The 15,676-nt window shown below is 58.5% G+C and carries 11 protein-coding genes; 5 read left to right on the forward strand and 6 right to left on the reverse strand.

What is annotated here, in order from left to right; translation table 11 throughout:
* Positions 1-430 precede the first annotated feature (430 nt).
* On the reverse strand, positions 431-1,195 hold the full coding sequence (locus tag BN2694_RS11680; protein WP_135665691.1) for a hypothetical protein: 765 nt from the start codon (positions 1,193-1,195) through the stop codon (positions 431-433).
* Positions 1,195-2,058 (reverse strand): hypothetical protein, encoded by an 864-nt coding sequence (locus BN2694_RS11685; RefSeq protein ID WP_135665693.1) that lies wholly within the window; start codon positions 2,056-2,058, stop codon positions 1,195-1,197. The genes BN2694_RS11680 and BN2694_RS11685 overlap by 1 nt, the downstream gene beginning before the upstream one ends.
* 107 nt (positions 2,059-2,165) lie before the next feature.
* On the opposite strand from BN2694_RS11685, the gene BN2694_RS11690 reads away from it, so the two are divergent.
* From BN2694_RS11690 to BN2694_RS11700, 3 genes are all read left to right on the forward strand, one after another.
* Positions 2,166-3,644: a hypothetical protein gene (locus tag BN2694_RS11690; RefSeq protein WP_135665695.1), complete on the forward strand. Its 1,479-nt coding sequence runs from the start codon at positions 2,166-2,168 to the stop codon at positions 3,642-3,644.
* Positions 3,641-5,053 (forward strand): argonaute/piwi family protein, encoded by a 1,413-nt coding sequence (locus BN2694_RS11695; protein WP_135665698.1) that lies wholly within the window; start codon positions 3,641-3,643, stop codon positions 5,051-5,053. The genes BN2694_RS11690 and BN2694_RS11695 overlap by 4 nt, the downstream gene beginning before the upstream one ends.
* Positions 5,054-5,532: 479 nt before the next feature.
* Entirely contained in the window at positions 5,533-5,844 is a 312-nt protein-coding gene (locus tag BN2694_RS11700) for a hypothetical protein (protein WP_135665700.1), read from the forward strand.
* Here the strand turns inward: BN2694_RS11700 and BN2694_RS11705 are convergent.
* Together BN2694_RS11705 and BN2694_RS11710 are read right to left on the reverse strand one after the other, a co-directional pair.
* Positions 5,758-6,165 carry a hypothetical protein gene (locus tag BN2694_RS11705; protein ID WP_135665702.1) on the reverse strand — a complete coding sequence of 136 codons (408 nt, stop codon included), beginning with the start codon at positions 6,163-6,165 and terminating at the stop codon, positions 5,758-5,760. The genes BN2694_RS11700 and BN2694_RS11705 overlap by 87 nt on opposite strands.
* A complete protein-coding gene (locus tag BN2694_RS11710; RefSeq protein WP_135665704.1) occupies positions 6,162-6,980 on the reverse strand; it encodes a ParA family protein in 819 nt (272 codons plus the stop codon). The genes BN2694_RS11705 and BN2694_RS11710 overlap by 4 nt, the downstream gene beginning before the upstream one ends.
* Positions 6,981-7,401: 421 nt before the next feature.
* Between BN2694_RS11710 and BN2694_RS11715 the strand changes: the two genes are divergently transcribed.
* Both BN2694_RS11715 and BN2694_RS11720 read left to right on the forward strand, forming a co-directional pair.
* The gene (locus tag BN2694_RS11715; protein WP_135665707.1) at positions 7,402-8,076 is read left to right on the forward strand and encodes an RNA polymerase subunit sigma-70; all 675 of its coding nucleotides are present in this window, start codon (positions 7,402-7,404) and stop codon (positions 8,074-8,076) included.
* Positions 8,073-8,768 carry a hypothetical protein gene (locus BN2694_RS11720; RefSeq protein WP_135665709.1) on the forward strand — a complete coding sequence of 232 codons (696 nt, stop codon included), beginning with the start codon at positions 8,073-8,075 and terminating at the stop codon, positions 8,766-8,768. The genes BN2694_RS11715 and BN2694_RS11720 overlap by 4 nt, the downstream gene beginning before the upstream one ends.
* Before the next feature lie 58 nt (positions 8,769-8,826).
* On the opposite strand, the gene BN2694_RS11725 is transcribed toward BN2694_RS11720, so the two are convergent.
* Together BN2694_RS11725 and BN2694_RS11730 are read right to left on the reverse strand one after the other, a co-directional pair.
* A complete protein-coding gene (locus tag BN2694_RS11725) occupies positions 8,827-12,462 on the reverse strand; it encodes a UvrD-helicase domain-containing protein (RefSeq protein WP_135665710.1) in 3,636 nt (1,211 codons plus the stop codon).
* Positions 12,455-15,643, reverse strand: a complete 3,189-nt coding sequence (locus tag BN2694_RS11730) for a PD-(D/E)XK nuclease family protein (RefSeq protein ID WP_394346586.1) — start codon at positions 15,641-15,643, stop codon at positions 12,455-12,457. The genes BN2694_RS11725 and BN2694_RS11730 overlap by 8 nt, the downstream gene beginning before the upstream one ends.
* Positions 15,644-15,676: the final 33 nt, after the last annotated feature.

Here is a 15,676-nt window from a genome sequence, read left to right on the forward strand (position 1 = left end):
GGCGGGAAGGTACTTCAAAGTGGTCGTGATTATTGGAGTAATCAGGACCAATTGGTATATTCAGCCTATCGGGAGAATTCGGGAAGCTGGAGTCTCCTAGAACCGGAATCCTGCACTAAAAGAGTTTGTATATCATATGTCGCTATACAATATCTCGTCTCTTGCAACCAGCAGACCTTCGCGGTACAGATTTCTACAAATCAGACGCTGAAGGACAGGTTGTCCGGAGTACCGGTTAGTCAATACCGGCAACGCAAAATGTCACACCAAGCGAGCCAACACATCAGGTAGTTATAAACCTCAGTTGGAGGCTTTTGTTTGGAGTCAGGGCCACCTCGGACTGGAGTATTGTGAGTCATACATGGTGGTGATAGAAGGTGATCGTCCCACGCCTGTTCGCGGAGGAGGACTTTGGCATCTACAACTGCACTCATTCATCGACTGGCCACGAGGGATCGGCGAACTCGTCTTTGATGTAGACGACTTGGATTCCTAACTCAGCACTGATCCGTTCGTGGTGCCCGTACATGTCTGATTTGTCTGCGGTTACCACCGTATTGACGAGATTTCGGTCGCTCTGATGCGCAGCGTCGGATAGGATTACCTTGTCCATGTACCCGTCCACGAATCCAAGACGCTGCCTGCGCTCCGACTTACTGAGGGATCCGGACGGTCCCTGTGTAACCCGGTTCTGAAGTTCTTGCCTCGTCTCATGGGCTTTGTTTATCACCGTGTCACACAGGCTGTCCAAAGCACGTCTGCCCGACGCGGGAGTGACCTCTTCGTCAGCGAGTGTATCCTCCAACTCGTTTCGGATGTTGGGTTCGATGTGTTCTTCGATCAACCTTTCTGGCTTGATGCTACCCATCACATCCGTCTCCTCGAGGAATGCCTCAACAAGCGTTTCAATATCCAGCTCGTCCTCATCGTAGCCATCCATCCGGAAGTTGAGATTCATCTGGGCGGCGCGAACCTTCGCTAGGGTCGCGCCGAAGAGACCGGCATCCGTGTCCCAGTCCACGACCGTGTCCTCAAGTCTGCTTGAGTTGCTGTTGTTGCAGTACTCGTAAACGACTGCTCGGCTCGTGTAGAGGCCGTTATCGGTATCGTAGAGTCGTTCGGCGTCGTCGTGCCACAGGTCGTGTAGGAACGTCAGGCCAACGAGAACGCCGGTGTCAAGAAAGTACCGAGCCATTAGTGCTGGAGTAGGTCGTTGTCGATGAATGGCGCGACGAAGGCGTCGGCTGCCTCCTTGGCGACCCGAGTATCCTTCGAGTTCCGTCTCGCCTTCTCGCGCTCCTTCCGGCGGAGTCGCTCTCGAATTTCTTCCTTCGCGCTCTCGACACTGTCGACACCTCGTTCTTCGGCGATCTCCGACCGCGAGAGGTTGTCCTCTCTACACGCGAGTTCAAGACAGTACAGTCGCCAAAATGACTTCGCAAGCGTCTCTGCGGTCTGAGGGTCATAGTCCTTCGAGTCCAACTCAGCACTCATCAACCGGTACCAGATGTGAAGATCGTCTTCGTACTGCGGAAAGTCGTCAATCGGGAAGCTCTGGATAAATTTGTGGAGCGTTTCCCGGGTACGCTTTTCGTTTCGGTCGAGGGTGAGCGTCATCTGTTTGGAGTCGCCAGCCGCGTCGAGCTGCTTGTCCAGTACCCGGAAGTGGCGTTGAACATCGTACGGCGCCTCGTCGTACATCTCGTCGGTTAATCCCTCGATGCCGCAGTCATAGTAGCGATCTAGTGTGTTGGAGATCGCTCGTCGGGCGCGCTGAATAGTGGTACGAGAGGCATCAATGTCGGAAACCTCCGTCTCACAGACCACCCGTTGCCCGCCAGTCCCCTCTGTGATTTCGAGAGACGAATCAGACGTCGCAACCACCGCACCCCACATATACCAGTACGTGTTGATGGTTTCATCAACACGTTCTCTTTCTAACTCTTGCTTTGCAAAGTAGAGGATCTTGTGAAAGGCCTTAGGCCGGATGTCGCTGTTGTAACGCCGCTCGTCGAACAACAGTGCGGCCACATCGTCCAGATTGAGAGAGTCGGGCATCGCGGGACTTCTGATTGCTCGTTAACACGCCTCCGTCTTATCCGCTACGGGAGCGATTGTTCGCTGCACCCGACATTTTTTGCACTGGGCCGCGGTAAGCAGCGTTAGTGACGTTCGAGAACCTTGAGGGGGAACAAGAGTCCAGTCACCACAAAGCGGAGATGTATCGGCGCCGGGTTCGGGACTACCTCGAAGCTGGCGAATATTTGGAGGTTGGTGACAGCTATGCGGGCACATCTGATATTGTCTTGTCCCGACCGGCTCACGCAGAGGACAAGAAGTTCCGCGTCGAGACCAAGAACACCAAACTCTCTCTGTTCGACGACGGTTTCATCGACGAACTAGCCCGTCAGTTCATTGACTTTGCGCGCTCTGAGAGGCCAGAGTTCGAATTCATGGTATTCGCCGACGACTACGCCAGTCAGTCGCGGTGGAAAGACATCTTCCACGACCGAATCAGGAAAGAAGAAGAGGTGCGGACATACTACGAGGAGTTGGATGATAGACACGATCTAAACGAAGCGGAAGCAGACCAATTCGAGTCACTCGAATTTCGAGACTTCTGGCGGTTTCTGGAGCAGGTAAGCATCAAAAAAGCGGGATATGAGCGACTCGGCGAACTCATTGAAGATCGCGAGTCACAGAATCGTGGAGACAAGAAGTGGGACTTCTACACTCGTGAGAACGAACCTGTAAAGGAGCGCGGGAATCCCACTCCGAACTTCGTCCGAATCGTCGGTCTACCCAACGAGATCTGGACACTGCGGAGTCTGGCCCCCGAGTACCATGACGTGTATGATCAAAACCCGCGTTATCTTCCAATCTGGTTCCAGAGTGGTCAAATGTACAGCCTGATACCACCTGGAGAAATGCCCGATTCACTCGTGAAGTTCGTGAACACGGACACGGCGGAGCGTCACGACTTTACGGAGTGGATGAGTCAGACCGGCGACCAACACAACCGCCGAGTTATCGCCCTGTTGAATCGGCAAGTGCTGTGGCGCGGTGTTCGCCGCCACGACCGCTGCGTCGGCATTCGCCACCGTGGCCAACACAAGCTCATCATTCAGAGGGATAGAGAAATCGACCAAAATTCCGATGAGACCAGGCAACAGGAGTTGTCAGGAACTCTAATACCCTCAGAGGAGGACGAATCGGGGGCTAATCAGGAGTTCAAGGGATACGTCGCCCTGAAGGACTGGGGTACTGCCTACGCACACCGGTACGGGACGCCCGTGGTGAAGCAGTATGGCGACCAATACTATGTCTTCGTTGAGACAGGGTGGTTGTTCACCGAGCGTGGGCGTGGCGACTCGTTCATCAGTGGCGACCGTGCCGACGAGCTTCACAATCAACTGAACAAGAACTCACTGTCTCGGAACCCCAATCAAAAAAGCCAGTTCAGACAGTGGCGAGACTATCTCGGTCTCGACGAAGGACGGGGTGGTCACGCGAGCATCCCAGGAACGGAAGGGCAGCGGATGACCTTCGAGGACGCAGTTGACATTCACCTCCGAGAGCGGCCACCGAAGAACACCGAGGAACGGGACGCACTGATGGCTGGAGAAGCCGTGGTGGAACGATGAGCGACTTTGACCTCCGCCGGATAAGGGAAACCGAATTGCTGTTCGCCGATGGTGAAACGGCGAAGGATCCCCGCGGAGGGCTTCTGAAGTACGGCCCCCGCCCTCGGGCGAATACAGAGGAGGAGGTCGTGAACGTCGGGATTGTCGGGGACAGTCGGTCGATCTCGATGATGGAGGAACTGCTCCGGAAGATGCGAACCGGCATTCCGAACAATTCTAATCGGAAGCGATGGCGACAACCATTCCCGGGACTCGGAGTCGACTCGCGCCTCCAGTTCGACTACCAGACGCACGAAAAGTGGAAGGGGCGGATCCGTCAGAAGGATATGGACACGATTGCCGAGATACCCGACCGAGAAGAACGCGTCCAACCCGCCATAAGACACCTGAAACACCAAATCGCCGGGCTTGGGTCACAAACGCCCCCTCCCGACATCACGTTCGTTGCCATACCCGAGCGTTTCGTGGAACTCTGTGCCGACCCGAATACGGATACCGACCGGATTCAAACCAAGAACAGCGATTTCCGGAGTCAGATCAAGCTCGCGGGGATGGAAGTTGGTACACCCACGCAGTTGATGTCGCCGAAGGCGCTGCGCGGGGGTTCTGACGTACAGCACCGCTCTGAGTTCGCGTGGAACATCGCCGTCGGGATGCTCTACAAAGCCCGCGAGGGCAGGCCTTGGAAGACGGCGAGTTTCGACAGCCAGCAGTGTTACGCCGGCATCTCGTTCTACAGAGAGCGGGGCACCGACCCAGACGTCAGGGCATCGATCGCACAGGTCTTCATAGAGGGCGGAGAGAACTTCGTCATTCGCGGCGACCCCGTGCAAGACATCGCTAGCGACGAAGCGCAGACTCACCTCTCGTACGCAGACGCCAAGCGGTTGGTTGAAAGCATCCTTGAGAAGTACGGCGACTATCGCGACTCACAACCGAATCGGCTCGTCCTTCACAAGTCGTCCAACTTCTGGCCGGAGGAGAGTGAGGGGTTCAATGACGGTGCCGCCGATGTGAACGTGAAGGAATTCGTCACCATCAGAAACCATCACCCACTCCGTCTCTTTCCGGAAGGTGACAATCCGCCGTTGCGGGGGACGCTCGCCCTCCCTCCTGACCGGAGCGAGGGGTACCTCTACACCACCGGATACGTACCAGAGCAGTCCGTGTACAACGGGCCGGGCGTGCCCACCCCCATCGTCGTCAGACCTCACGAGGAGTACTTCAGCGGCGATTACCGGCGAATCTGCCGTGAGATACTTACGTTCACCAAACTGGACTGGAACAGTTCGGATTTCTGCAAGCGACTCCCCGTCACTATCGGAATCGCGAATTCCGTGAGCGAGATTCTCGCCGAACCGAACGCGGACGACATCAACCTAGAGACCCACTATTACTATTATATGTGACCTGAACGGCGACTTGCGATTTTAGGTACTGTCTTGATTAGTATGTGGAGTTAGAGTTTCTTCTCGATGACGTCTTTCGAGGTGACGAATTGGCGGACGAGTTCGCCCAGCTCCCACGTCCGGTGGACGTCCGCGAGGTTGCGCTCCAAGACGGGGAAGAGATCGCCCTCGCAGTAGCGGGCCGCCGCACTGCCGGAGTCCTCGAAGGGGTCGTACGGCCGGTCGCGATACCAAGCAATCCCTCCACATCCATTAAGAGCCCCGACAGTCCGTCTTGCGGTTGAACAGGAGGGCGTACGCGCCCGTCAGCGAGTTGGCGTCGTCCGAGGCGCCGTACGCGGTGTGCGTTGTGTTGAGCCGCTTCTTCACGGACTCTCACAGGTCGGCGAACAGCACGCCGTCGAACACCCAGTCGACGCCTCGCCTGATGCACCGCGTGCGGACGAAGGCAGGTCGAACCCGCCCTTCCACGACTCCGCGTGGTACGCGACGAGCCGATCGTAGTCTCGGTTGAGTCGCTCGAACACCACCTGTCGCAACTCTTCGAGAAGTTCTCGCTCGTCGCCGGCGAACCCGATCGAGACGGGGGCGCTACAGGTGTCGGACAGCCGTTCCTCGAAGACGTCGCCGGTAGCCGCGTCGGCGAGCCACCAGAGATAGTCTTCGGCGACGGCGTCCTCGTAGACGCCTCATTCTGCGCGGCATCACTCCCCGCCGAGTTCCGAAAGCCGAGCCTGAATTTCCTCAGCATCCGCCTCAGAGAGGGCCTCGATACCGAACTGCACGAGTAGGGGGTAGAAGTGGCGGTTCTTCTTAAATTCGTCCTGACCCGCCTTGCGGAGCTTCAGCTGGGACTCGAGATAGATATCCTCCATCTCGTCGAGGACATCGTCGGGAATGTAGATCGTCCGCCCGTTCCACTCGTCCTTGATATTCGTCTTCGTTTTGCTCGTTTCGTTCGTTTCACTCGTTGAAGTCGATTCGGTCGTTTCGGTCGATGAACTAGTTTCCACCGTTTCACTCACCTCACTCGTTTCGCCGGAATCGACCTCATCGTCCTCCTCTTCGTAGTTGCCCTCGATGCCGGAAGCATCACCCCAGCCGTCGCTCATGCTTCCACCTCCTCAGGTGCGGTCTTTTCGAACGTCTCGTCGAACAGGTCGGCGATCTCGTTGAAGAGCTCACGAGCGTCCTCGACGCGCTTGTTCTCCTTCCCGAAGCCAAAGACGGACACACCTTCGCCAATCGACTGAGAGAGATCAGTTCGCTTCGGGATCTCGAAGAGGGGGAGCGAGTATGCCGATTTGATCTCCTTGATGGTGTCATTGTGCTCTGCATTCTGCTCCACACGGTTGCAGACAATCGCGAGACGGTTGATGCCACCATATGCCGGCTCCAGAGAGCTTAGCTGCTTCGCGAAAATCTGGAGGCTGTTGGCGTTGAGCTTCTCGGGAATGACGGGGATGACAACGTTGCCGGTCGCGACCAGGGCGTTGTCGGTTAGGACGTTCAGGGATGGCGGTGTGTCGATGATAATGTAGTCGTAGTCCCTATCGAGTTCGTCGAGAGTCATCCCCAGTCGTTCTCGACTCTTCGGCGCCTCAAGCAACGTCTGGATGTTCTTGTTGTTCGCGAGCTTTTCGCTCGCAGGGAGGATGTCAAATTCCTCGTGCTCGACGATGATATCGTTAACCGATTCCATCTGGTCGAAGTCGAGGACGTCGAACAGCGTTGTGCGGTCGGTATCGTAGTACAGATCGTTGTAGCCAAGCGAGCAGGTGAGCCCACCGTGATAGTCGATATCGACCAGGAGGACATCGTGGTCTCGGGCAGAGAGTGCGCCGCCAGTATGAATGACATCGGTTGTTTTCCCCGCGCCTCCCTTCTGATTCGCCACCGTGATTCGTGCGGTGTTGGTGTCGGTCATATTCTTCGTTTCTCTCGTTGTATTCGTTTCGTTCGTTTTTGTCGTTTAGTTCAGTGCGTTCGATGAGGCCGTTTCGCTCGGTGAGAGGATTACTACGATGTTAAAACCAACTGTTCGTTTTGTTCATTGAGGCAAACACACTCGTTGCTATCAACCTATTCGTTCTATTCGTTACGTTCGTTTCTTTCGTTCTCTTCATCAAGTATGAGCCGTCCAGCCTATCCTCAACCAGTTCGTTCCTCAGAATTCGTTCAATCCATTCATTTTTCTCGTTCTGTTCGTTTTGCTCGTTGAATTCATTAAACTCGTTCCGCGTATTTTCAGCGGGATCAGGGCTACCTTCGAGATAAGTGGAAAGATCGTGCTTTACGGCCAGTCTAGTAAGACTTTTAACTATTACCAGATTATTGGTAACCAACAGATGTATGAGGTACTCGACGATACGGCAGCACAGACTATCCTCGCCATCGATAGTGGTGACTCCATCCGCCGTGTCGCCCAACACCTCCACACGCCGTACGAGACGGTACGACAGGCCGTCAATCGGCTGGAAGACGTAGGCTACGTCCGCTATGATGACGGCCTCTCAGTCGCCGATGACCGCGTGAGAGACGCAGCACGAGAGCTCGTCGCTGCCAGCGCCGGCGTCAGTCCACCCACCATCGAAGAAGCCTACGTCATTCCACAATTCGGCGACTGGCCGTTCGCATTCACGCGGATCGACGCCGTCTACGTGTGGACCCAAGGGGGCTACCAAGTTGGACGGAATCCGGATGACTATCCATTGTTCCTCGCTGTTCGTGAGCAGGACGTCGACGCCTGGGAGACATTTTTCGAATCGTTCAACCTCCCCATCGCATTCGAGCGAGAGCCCCGAGACGAGTTGGACGGACCGCTGCAGATCGTTCTCGAACCACGCGCGTCACTCGAAATCGAGCACGTCGAGGGGTACCCGGTGGTCCCGAGAGCAGAGACGATCGAGTATATGCGCGAGAACTACGCCCAGTTCCAATCGGCGCTGGCGATGATCAACCGGATGTACGAGGACCTCGACCTCGGCGTCACATATCGAGAGACTAAACGGGCACAGCCATGAGCTTCAATAACCGAAGTGACGCACTCATCGAACTACTCGAAAAGCTCACCCAAGAGGGCCACGAGTACGTTCTCGTCGGTGGCTACGCAGTCTCAGCATTCAATGCTCGCTTCTCAACGGACCTCGATATTGTCGTCGCGCCGAACTCCAAGGCTAACTTCGTCGAGTTCCTCGAACAGCGGGGCTTCAAGGAAACGGACAGCCACGCAAAGGAGTGGTTCTACGACACCGAAGTGATCGAGCACGAGAAGCGGCTCACGCCGCAACAGCCGATCGGCTTCGATCTCTTGGTAAACGGACTCGGGTGCCGCCAGACCGAGGCGCAGTGGTCGTTCGACTACTTGTACAATCACAGCCACCAACAGGAGGTGAGCGGAGGCACAGTAACGACGACGGCTAGAGTCATCGATGGGGCTGTTCTCGTGGCGGCAAAGCTCCACAGCGGCCGCGAAACAGACCTTCGGGACGTCCTAGCAGTGGCAGAAGAAATCGACCTCAACGCTGTCACGCCTCACCTGCTGCGAGGGGACGACGATGCACTACGGGAGCAACTTGAGCGGGGACTGAAGATCCTGGAAAGCGACGAACTCAAGCACGGATATCGAAGTGACTTCGGGGCCTCAGCGGTCTCAGAAGAAACAGTCAGCGATCTCCAAGAGTATCTGACAGAGAAGATAAACAGGTTGAATTGAGAATCAGCCGTGGCTACAAACCATTCTGCGGACAGCTGATTGTCGAATAGCCGTATAACTACTTGACAAAGTCCATCATCAGTCGAAGTTCAGATTCTATTTCCGCCATCTGATCCGGCTCCCAATGGAACCGTTCCTCTATCCCCTCGTCAGTAAACCGGAGTGAAGCTCGTACGTCACGATTCCGGTCATGTTGAAGTAGTGCGAGAGCGTATGCGAGCATCTGCGGTCGATAGTGTGCCGCGAGCTCATCCGATGTCGTAGCTGAGAGGTCGTTGGTCTTGTAGTCAATAATGTGGAAGGCATCCGGTGTAACGAGCAGCCGGTCGATATCACCGACAATCCGCGACTCCTCAATTCGAGCTACAACTGAGTACTCGTCGTAGACCGCTTGGAGCTGGGCATCGGCCTCTACGTGATCCACGAATTTGACTGCATCAGCAGCGTGGTTGACAGCATCACGGAGGTCTGCTTCTGTCGGCTCCTCACCGGTCATCTGACTCAAACGGCGGATCAGAGTGGTCCACTCATCTCTCGGCGGTCGGAGTTCGTTGATCCGGTGGACGACCGTCCCGAACGTCGTAGGGCTCAGGCCCGCCGACTCCTCACGTTGAGAGTAGCTGTGACCGTCTGTAGACGCGTCTGCCGCCGCATTCACGAGCGTCGTGGCCGCGATCCGTTTCGCCGGCGCTAGCGACGGCGGTGACGGAATCGATATTTCCGGTGCTGGATCAACAGCCTCGTCGTCGGTATGCCAATCTACTGGACGTGGCGGCATGCGAACGGTATAACTGGCCCCATCCATCTCGCCACGGGCCTGTCCATCTCGAATCGCCTCGACGACGAGTGCTCTATCGAGGATGGCTGGCTGTAACCAGTCGCGCCACCGGTCCGCATCGTCAAAGGCAGCAGACTCGCCGAGTTCGATTGCACCGGATTCATCGACATCGATGTCGTGTGTGCCGCAAAGAAGGAGGTGATCCCGTGTTCGTGTACACGCAACGTAGAGGAGCCGTTTCGACTCCGCCCTCTCCTGTGGACGGGACTGTCGGTCGGCGTACTCGTGGACAGCCGTCTTCTCGATCGAGAACGCATCGCCCGGATTCGGTCCACCGACCGCCGGCACCGGCGGTGCGTCATCAGTTCCGTCCACGAGTCGAACGTACCCGTGGTCATCCACGGAGCGACCGAAGTTGAGACTACTCCCGAGATCAGGGATGGTAACGATCGGGAACTCGAGTCCCTTCGCAGAATGAATCGTCATAATTCGGACCCCTTCAGCGTCACCCGGAATATCTGCCTCCCCCTCACGAGGGTCGATCTCGGCTTGGCGGTCGATCCGATGGAGCAGTCCAGCAGCTGTGTGGACCCCACTCTCGCTCCACGTGCGGACCTGGTCGCGAAACTTCTCAACGTTCGCGACGGCCTGTCGACCGCGTTCGTCAGCACTCACACTCGCCAGATACCCGGTGTCGTCGATCACCCGAGACAACAGGCGGTTCCACGGGAGCACACCATTTTCGGACGGCGTCGCACAGCCGCTGAGGATCCGCCACGTAGTGAGGAGGTCAAAAGCGTCCGCGAGCTGTGGATCGTCTGTCTCGGCGAGCGCGTCCCATACTGAATCGGCCTCTGCGACCGCCGGCGCGAGGCGATCATCCGCGAATCCGAACAGCGGCGACCGAAGCACCCCATAGAGGGAGACATCGTCCTGTGGATCACCGAGTACTCGAAGCAGGTTCGTGAGCGCCTGGACCTCAGGCGTATCGTAGAACCCGATGCCACCGACGACAGTATAGGGGATGTCGCACTCCTCAAGCGCGCGCTGATACCGGTCCAGATGTGTTCGCCGGCGAAGGAGGATTGCCGTGTCGTCCGGCGTAGCGGACCGATGAACGCCCGTGTCGGGGTCTTGGACTTGCGGCGGATCGTCGAACAGGTGGGTCAGTCGAGCAGCGAGCGCTTGTGCCTCGGCCTCGATGGTGTGGTCGAGTGCGCCTTCGGCGACCGGGTGGTCGTCGCCAAAGAGCTCTGCCGCCGTGTCAGCGTCGTCGGGGACAGCGAGATACTCGACGCTCCCGGTCAGTCCCTCGATGTCTTCGACACGGTCGCGCTGCGTGGTCAACTCCTGCGGTGGTGCTTCGTACGGTTCGTGCGTATCCCCTTCCGGCTGGAACAGGTACTCGAAGAGCTCGTTCAGGAACGATAGCGGCTCGTCCAGTGTCCGGAAGTTCCCGGAGAGTTCGAGTGCGGTCGGACTCTCGGCCTCGCTGTCGGGGACGTCGTCGACAGCACGGGCTTCGTTGACGGTCTGGAGTTCTCTGCGTGCATCCCCAAACGTCGTCACATCGGCGCCACGGAACCCGTAGATACTCTGTTTCTCATCGCCGACCAGGAAGACGTTCGACGCCGTCCCCTCGTCGACGCCCGTGAGGAGTTTGACTAACTCCCACTGGCGCGGGTCCGTGTCCTGGAACTCGTCGACCATCACGGCCGCGAACTGCTCTCGTAGCCGCTCTGTGACGGCATCATTAGCTCCCAAGAACTCGAGCGTCGTCTCGATCACGTCAGGAAAGTCCAGCGTATCGCGGCGGTCCTTCTCGGCAGTGTAGGCTGCGAGGACATCGTCGAAGACTCGCATCAGGGCGAGCGCGTAGTGAGCGCTATTCGCTTCCAGTTCCCCCGGCGTCGTCTCGACTGCATCCGCGTGTGGTTCGACGGCCGCGATGACCGCGTCGATGGCGTCCTTGAGATCGTCGTAGACGTCACCGTACTCACCCCAATCGTCCCGGTCACCGACGACGTACCCCGAACTGCTGTACAGGCCGCCGTTCTTCTTCTCACAGGCCTCGTATAGCTCGAGGATTGCCCGCTGACAGTCGCGGGGATCGCTTTCCTGGGAATTGTCAGGGAGTGTCGTCGCGACCTCGGTGAGGGTCCGGTAGGCCCGAAGGCCGTCCCCGTCGTCGATAGCGCCCTCGCGGTCGACGCGGTCCGCGACCGTGCGTAGCTGTTCAAGGAGTCCCTCCGCATACAGCGTCTGTCGAGCGTCGGCAACGTCGAGATCGCAGACGACCTCCCAGCAGATATCGACGTAGTCGTCGACGTCGGCGTCACGCCACGCCTCGAGAACGGACTCGCTCTGGGGGCGCTCATCGAGTAATCCAGCGAGTACATCGACCAACTGGTCGCGACCCCAGAGCTGGGCAAGGAGCGCAACATCGTCATCGTCCTGATTGCGTTCGAGGAACTCCGTCACGACTTCGCGCTGGAGTGTCGCGGCGCCGTCTTCATCGAGCACGTCGAAGCCGAGCGGGACCGGAGCCTCGACGGCCCGTTCTCGCAAGAGTCGCGTACAGAACGCGTGAATTGTGTGGACGTAGCCGTCCTCCAGGTCGTCAAGGACGTTTCGCCAGCGGTTGTAGGCCTCTGGTGAGTCGACAGCCTCGAGCCGGTCGTACACCTCTTCCCGAACGCGCTCGGTCAGTTCGGCAGCCGCCTTTCGCGTGAAGGTGATCGTGACGATGTTCTCCGGCGTGAGCGATGGGTTTTCGGCCAGGATCGTCACGTAGCGCTCGGTGAGTGTTGTCGTCTTCCCCGTCCCGGCGCCGGCAGTGATCGCGACGTTCCGGCCTTGGACGAGCGCGTCCTCCTGTTCCTCCGTGAGCTGAATCTCCTCGGGGTCCTCAGTCATCGCTCATCACCGCCTCGATGTCCTCGTCGTCGCGAACACGGAGCGGGACGTACGCACCATCGTCCTCGTGAACCTCGTCGACGAACTCCCGCTTGCGGTGGTGGCGGACATCGCACGCCCGTCGGTAGTCACAGTATCGGCAGTTCGCACCACGGGCCGACAAGAGCGTCGTATGGAACCGTCCGTTGGCGATTGCCTCGTCGATCTGTCCCAGCCACTCCGGAACGACGTCATTCAGGAAGCGACGAAGGTCGACCTCTGAATCAAACTTCGACTCGACCCCGCGTGGAACCTTGAGGTCGTTGGGGGGTCGCACCTGGTAGTACGTCGCTGAGAGCGAGCCCTGCTCGAATAGGTCACCGTCGACAATCTCGGCGGCAGCGAGTAAATAAATGGGGAGCTGGAACTTCGTGCCGCCGGTCGTCTTCGTCATATACGGTGCTCGACCAGTCTTGTAGTCGTACAGCGTGAGCGTCGGTTGCTCACCGTCACGGCTCACGTCAACGCGGTCGATGTACCCACGAATCGAGACAGTCGAGCCGTCCGGTCGCACAACCGTGAACGGCCCAGCATCCGAGTCGGGAAGTCCCTCGCCGAACGGGGCTTCGAACAGGTGTGGGCGGCCGGCGCCATCCCGTGAGAGTTCGTTGTTGAGGAAGGTAGCGAACAATCCTTGTTCCGGTGCGTCGTGGGGTTTGCTCCCGGCATCGTACGGGGCGGTCTCATCGTCAGTGAGGCCCGCGAACAACTCCGCTTTCCACCGTTCGTAGAACAGGCCGTCGTACTCAAAGTCAGTATCCCGGAGTTCCTCGACAGCGATCTCGCGAAGGTGCGTCGCCAGGTCGTCCCGGTCGAACGCAGCGAGATCGACACCATCCTCAGTCTCGTCCTGCAGATCCGCGAAGAATCGTTCGAGGACATCGTGGACATACGACCCGGTTTCGAGGGGCGTGGGGACAACTTCGACGTCGTCGGGGTCCTCGATTCCGAGTACCTTGTCGGCGTAGAACTTGAACCCACACTCGACATATCGCTCGATTCGACTCGCGCTGTAGGGTTCCCGTTCTGACGAAGGGTATACCTCATCGACTGTCTCGGGTTCTAACACGCCATCGTGTTCGGAGAGGCTAGCCGTTCCCCTGTTGTCCGCACAGTGGAGTCCACGATCTGTACGCTTGGTCTGCTCGGGGGAGAGGTCACCTCGGTCGCCGGCGCGGCTGACTGCCCCACGCCGGTCGTCCGTCGTAGCGACGCGCCGCTGGAGATCTTCGCGGGAGCCCACGCGGTCGTCGACGCCGTCTTCGGGGTCGATGCCAGTCACGCGCTGGAGTTCGTCGAGGACCGGCGACCGCACGACGGCTGATTCGTCGTCGCCTGTCTCCGGTGTGGTGATCGTGAGCTCGTCGACGTTCGCGAGGAGCGTCGCGAAGAGATAGCGGCCACGGAGGCGCTCGTCGCCAGTGTCGAACCGTGGGTGGGCGTCGGTCATCTCCTCGAAGAAGGCCGGGCGTTCCGGCGTCACCGGGAAGTGCTCGCTCGTCAGGCCCACGAGGAACACCTTCTCGAACGACCGCATCCGGGCGTCGAGCAACCCCATCACTTCGACGTGGCCGCCAGCAGCACGCTGCGGAACCCGGATCGGCACGCCGTCGAACGCACGGGTGAACAGTGCCAGCGGAGAGAGATCACTATTGACCGCCGCCAGCGACTCGAACGAGGAGAGAACCTCGTCCACGATGTCGTAGGCTCGCTGTTCGACGGCTTGCTCGGCGCCGCTGGCGTAGTCCTCCGTCGCCGCCTCCAAGTCGAAGCGGTCGTCAATCAGCCGTCGGAGAATCTCGGTTGCGTCCTCGACGTCGCCCGTTCGGAGGGTCTCCAGCGTGGCCAGCAGCTCTTCCACCAGTGACGTGACCTCGCCGTCGACGTCGTCGAGCAGGGGCGACACAGAAACGGTGTCGCGCCGACGAGCAGCTGCCGTGACGGCGTTGGCCTGGTCGGTGTCGACGATGTCGACCAGCGGATTCGCCAACAAGGATGTGAGATCCTCAGCACGCGGATCAGGTTCGGCCAGATTCAGCAGATCGTGAACGACGCTCCCGGTAAACGTCTGGTTCAGCTGTGATGCGGCTGTCGTGACGTGGGGAATGTCGAACGTATCGAACGTGTCCTCGACGTACCCCGAATAGGCCTCCGTCCCTGGGACAACGACAGCCAGGTCGTCGGGATCGCGACCATTAGCCAACTCAGTCCGTAGCTCGCGAGCGACGAAGCGAATCTCGCGCTCGGGCGTCGGGAGTTCCCGCCACCGGAGACCGTCTGGAACAGAGACGGTGGCGGGATCCGGGCGGTAGAGTGACTCGGTGATCGTACCGAAGGCCCGCCCGGACTCGTTGACGGGCTCAATATCCACTCTCTCAAAGTCAAGTGCTTCGTAGACTTCCAAGGCGTCCTCCGCAACAGTGTCGACTCCGCCCCGACCATCCTGGTGGAGTGGCAGCAGCGCAATCACCGGGAGTTCGTCGACGATGCGTTCGATGAGGCGGCGTTCGACAGGACGGAATTCATGATACCCCGATAGGACCACGACGTCCAGTTCCGGAGAGAGGGCTGAGAGTGGCTTCTCTGTCGTCGCGACTGCAGCGAACATCTCTCCCCGGGTACAGACCCACTCATCAATGTAGTCAGCATTGAGGTCCTGGTAGTAGCGGTACGCGTCGACGGTAGCTGTCGCGATACGGTCATCGAGGGGTGAGCCCTCGAACTCCGCCGCCAGTGCGTCGGCAGTCCCGACACCGGCGTCATCGAAGAGTGAGAAACGGCTACTGAACGAATCGGCGAGAGCAGCCGAGGCGGGTTCGCCGACGAGAGCCCCATCTGTATCGGCTGTCGTTCTATCGAGCGCGTACTCCGCCAGCCGGCGATTCAACTGCCCGGAGAGTGGTTGGACCGGGCCCAGGAGATCCTCGTACCACTCTCGAACGACCGCATCGAGCGTTTCGGCACGAAGACGGAGCGGATCGTGCGACGCGGCCCAATTGTCCTCAACTTCACTCCTACGAGCGTCATTCCGGGTAATATATAGAACTGAACCAAGAATGTCATCAGCCACCTGGTCCGCCCGTTCAAAAGCAGCTTGTTCCAAACGTGAATGTTGGGGACCAGTTAGAAGCGTTTTGTGCATCGAATACAATCCAACAAGAGGTTCGCCCCACTT

Origin of the sequence: Halorhabdus rudnickae, assembly GCF_900880625.1 — an archaeon.
Classification (GTDB): Archaea; Halobacteriota; Halobacteria; order Halobacteriales; family Haloarculaceae; genus Halorhabdus; species Halorhabdus rudnickae.